This window comes from Prevotella sp. MGM2, from assembly GCF_002933955.1.
In the GTDB taxonomy this organism is placed as follows: Bacteria; Bacteroidota; Bacteroidia; order Bacteroidales; family Bacteroidaceae; genus Alloprevotella.
The window spans coordinates 1-3,590 of the sequence record NZ_BEWW01000237.1 but is presented as its reverse complement, the minus strand read 5'-3'; the positions used below and the strand labels follow the sequence as shown (position 1 = coordinate 3,590).

At 51.2% G+C, this 3,590-nt stretch carries 2 protein-coding genes; one reads left to right on the top strand and one right to left on the bottom strand.

Annotated elements, in window-relative coordinates; translation table 11 throughout:
* Nucleotides 1-421 precede the first annotated feature (421 nt).
* Nucleotides 422-2,470, top strand: coding sequence for a dihydrofolate reductase (locus C5S62_RS05905; protein WP_104404475.1), 2,049 nt, complete (start codon nt 422-424; stop codon nt 2,468-2,470).
* 122 nt (nt 2,471-2,592) lie between these two features.
* Here C5S62_RS05905 and C5S62_RS05900 read toward each other — a convergent pair.
* Nucleotides 2,593-3,590 (bottom strand): DUF3362 domain-containing protein (locus tag C5S62_RS05900; RefSeq protein ID WP_133159520.1); only part of this gene is annotated, 998 nt, incomplete at its 5' end.

The window sequence follows — 3,590 nt, the reverse complement described above, 5'->3', positions numbered from 1 at the left end:
GGGCATTATCCCAACCGGCAAGACACCGGCCCTACACGAAAAATCCTCCTTTAGCCGATATTTACAACCGCAGAAAGAGGATTTCGTCTGCCATGAGTTATGCAAACTCCGGCAGAGAGAGATTTTATTATGAAGAAATGCATGTGTGGTGCTTATTTCTTTTTACCGGCCATATCCCGACCGGTTTTTGTTTGTTTTTGTGCTAGTGCAAAGATAGGCATTATTTCCGATGCATAAAGTTTTAATTATGCCACAAAAGAATAAGGTTTTTAAAGAAAATATAAGACGGCCTCAGCCTGACGGCCGCCGCCTTAAAGAAAAACATCCTGACGAAGAGTAAAAAACCGCGGCCGGGTGATTTTTATTTCGTACTTTTGCACCTTAGGCACACAATGTGCCAGCTTATTCACCAACGCTTTATATGAAGACAAAACTTATGACCATGATGATGGCCGGTAGCGCTGCTTTTGCCTATTCAACCGATGCACAGGCGCAAAGCGACAACTTCCGCTACAACGATGAGCAGTTTGCCGACATACAAATGCTCCGCTACAAAGTGGAGGGTTTCGAACGGCTCACGCTGAAGGAGAAAACGTTTATCTACTATCTCAGTGAGGCCGCGCTCCAAGGCCGTGACATCCTCTTCGACCAGAACGGCCGCTACAACTTGCGCATACGCCGCATGCTCGAGACAGTTTACACCGACTATAACGGCAACCGCAAGGATGCTTTCTATACGGCACTTTCAACTTATCTCAAACGCGTATGGTTCTCCGCCGGCATACACCATCACTACGGCTGTGACAAATTCCTGCCCGACTTCAAACCGGAGGAACTGCGCAATGCCCTGAAACAGGTTGACGCCCGAAAACTGCCCCTTGCAGAAGGGCAAAGCGTGGACGCTCTGTGCGATGAAATATTCCCTGTCATTTTCGATCCGACAGTAATGCCCATGCGCGTCAACCAAAAGGACGGCGATGACTTGGTGCTGACTTCGGCATCCAATTACTACGCGCCCGGAATCACGCAGAAAGAAGCTGAAAAATTCTACACCCAGCGCAAGGCACCACTTGATCCGCAACCCGTCATGATGGGCATGAACAGCCGTCTTGTACGCAATGACGACGGAGAACTGGAGGAACGCGTATGGCGCGTAGGCGGACTCTACGGACAGGCCATCGAGAAGATCGTAGAAAACCTCCTGAAGGCACGTCCATTTGCCGACACACCTGAACAGCAGAAGGTGATAGACCTGCTCGTAGAATACTACCGAACAGGCGACCTCCGCACTTTCGACGCCTACTCCATTGCCTGGCTGAAAGACACGGAAAGTCTGGTCGATTTTGTAAACGGATTCACTGAAAGTTATGGCGACCCGCTGGGCATGAAGGCATCGTGGGAAAGCATTGTCAACTTTAAAGATCTGGCAGCTACGGAACGCACAAAAAAGCTGTCGGAAAACGCCCAGTGGTTTGAAAACCAATCGCCCATAGACAACCGCTTCAAAAAAGAGAAAGTAAAAGGCGTATCAGCCAAAGTCATCACCGCGGCCATACTCGGCGGCGACCTTTACCCCTCTACCGCCATCGGCATCAATCTGCCCAATTCCGACTGGGTGCGCCGTGAACATGGCTCGAAAAGCGTAACCATCGGCAATCTTACCGCGGCCTACGCTAAAGCGGCACACGGCAGCGGCATGGACAAGGAGTTTGTCATTGACGAACCCACTCGTCAGCTCATAGCAACCTACGGTGACGTCTGCGATGACCTTCACACCGATCTTCACGAATGCCTCGGACACGGCAGCGGCAAACTCTTGCCCGGCACTGACCCCGATACGCTGAAAGCCTACGGTTCAACGATAGAAGAAGCGCGCGCCGACCTCTTCGGTCTTTACTACGTAGCCGACCAAAAGCTCGTGGAACTCGGACTGACCCCTAATCTTGAAGCCTACAAAAGCCAGTATTACACTTACATGATGAACGGCCTCATGACGCAATTGGTGCGCATCAAACCCGGCGCTACCATCGAAGAGGCCCACATGCGCAACCGTGCACTCATAGCCCGCTGGGTTTACGAACAGGGCAAAGACGGGAAAGTAGTGGAACTTATCAAAAAGAAAGGCAAGACCTACGTGCGCATCAACGATTACGAAGCCCTGCGGGAACTCTTCGGAAAACTGCTGGCTGAGGTGCAACGCATCAAGAGCGAAGGCGACTATGAAGCGGCCCGTCTGCTCGTGGAGAACTACGGCGTAAAGGTAGACACTGACTTGCACAAGGAAATCCTTGCCCGCTACGAGAAACTGCACCTATCGCCCTACAAAGGCTTTATCAATCCGGTTTACACAGCTATACGTGACACTCAAGGCAACATTACTGATGTAAGCATTGATTACTCTGAGGCTTATGACAGACAAATGCTGCGTTATAGCCGCGACTATAACACTTTGCCCGATGTCAACGACTGATGTTCTCCGAAGTATTCCTTCACTTCGGAATCCAACATAAAAAATAATACGGCAAGGGGGTGCGATAACTACATCTGTTATCGCACCCCCTTGCCGTATCTTTTTGAGGCATCTCGGTAATTTTACCGGCGGCGACCTGAAGAACGTTGGCGCTTTGCGGAGTGTTCTTTCCTGACTGTCGGATTTTTTTTCAAGAAGGACTGTTCGCCGCCAAAAAGCCTCTGCAACAAATCCTGCCGACCCAAACGGCGCAATTCCGTCTGTATCCGGCTACGCTCCTCGGGCTTGTACCAAAAGAAAAACATGCGCTGGCGTTGTTTTTCCTCCGGAGTCCGTGCCGAAAAGACCGGTTCAAGCGTATAGGGGTGGTAGCCCGAATACCACGCCTCGGTGGCAACGGTCATAGGCGTGGGCGTAAAGTCCTGCACCTGTTCCAGTTGGAAATCCATGTCCTTGGTTTCAGCGGCCAACTGGGCCATATCCTCAGCGGTGCAGCCTGGGTGTGAGGATATGAAGTAAGGAATTATTTGCTGCCGCAGTCCGGCTTCGCGGTTGATGCGGTCGAAAACGGCCTTGAAAGCCTTGAATTGTTCGAAGGACGGTTTGCGCATGAGGCGCAATACACTGTCCGACGTATGCTCGGGGGCTACTTTCAGGCGTCCCGACACATGTTTCGTTATCAACTCTTTTGTATAAGTCTGTGCCGCTTTTTTCAGTTCATCGTCTTTGTAATGGTGAAGCAGAAGATCATAGCGAACGCCGCTGCCGATAAAGCTTTTCCTGATGCCCGGCAATGCGTCGACAGCCCGATACACATCGGTAATCGGGCGATGGTCCGCATTGAGATTAGGACATACCGCAGGCGATATGCACGAGGGGCGTTTGCATTGGGCACACAGTTCGGCGTTACGGCCGTGCATGCCGTACATATTGGCCGACGGGCCACCGAGATCCGACAGATAGCCCTTAAAATCAGGCATGCGTGTAATGGCCTTCACCTCACGGAGAATATTTTCCTTGGAACGGCTCATGATGAATTTCCCCTGATGAGCCGAAATGGTGCAGAAAGCGCAACCGCCGAAGCAGCCGCGATGAATGTTGACGGAGAATTTTATCATCT

What these genes read in the sequence shown, in the direction of transcription:
- C5S62_RS05905 (WP_104404475.1), top strand. Translation starts at nt 422, where the DNA reads ATGAAGACAAAACTTATGACCATGATGATGGCCGGTAGCGCTGCTTTT.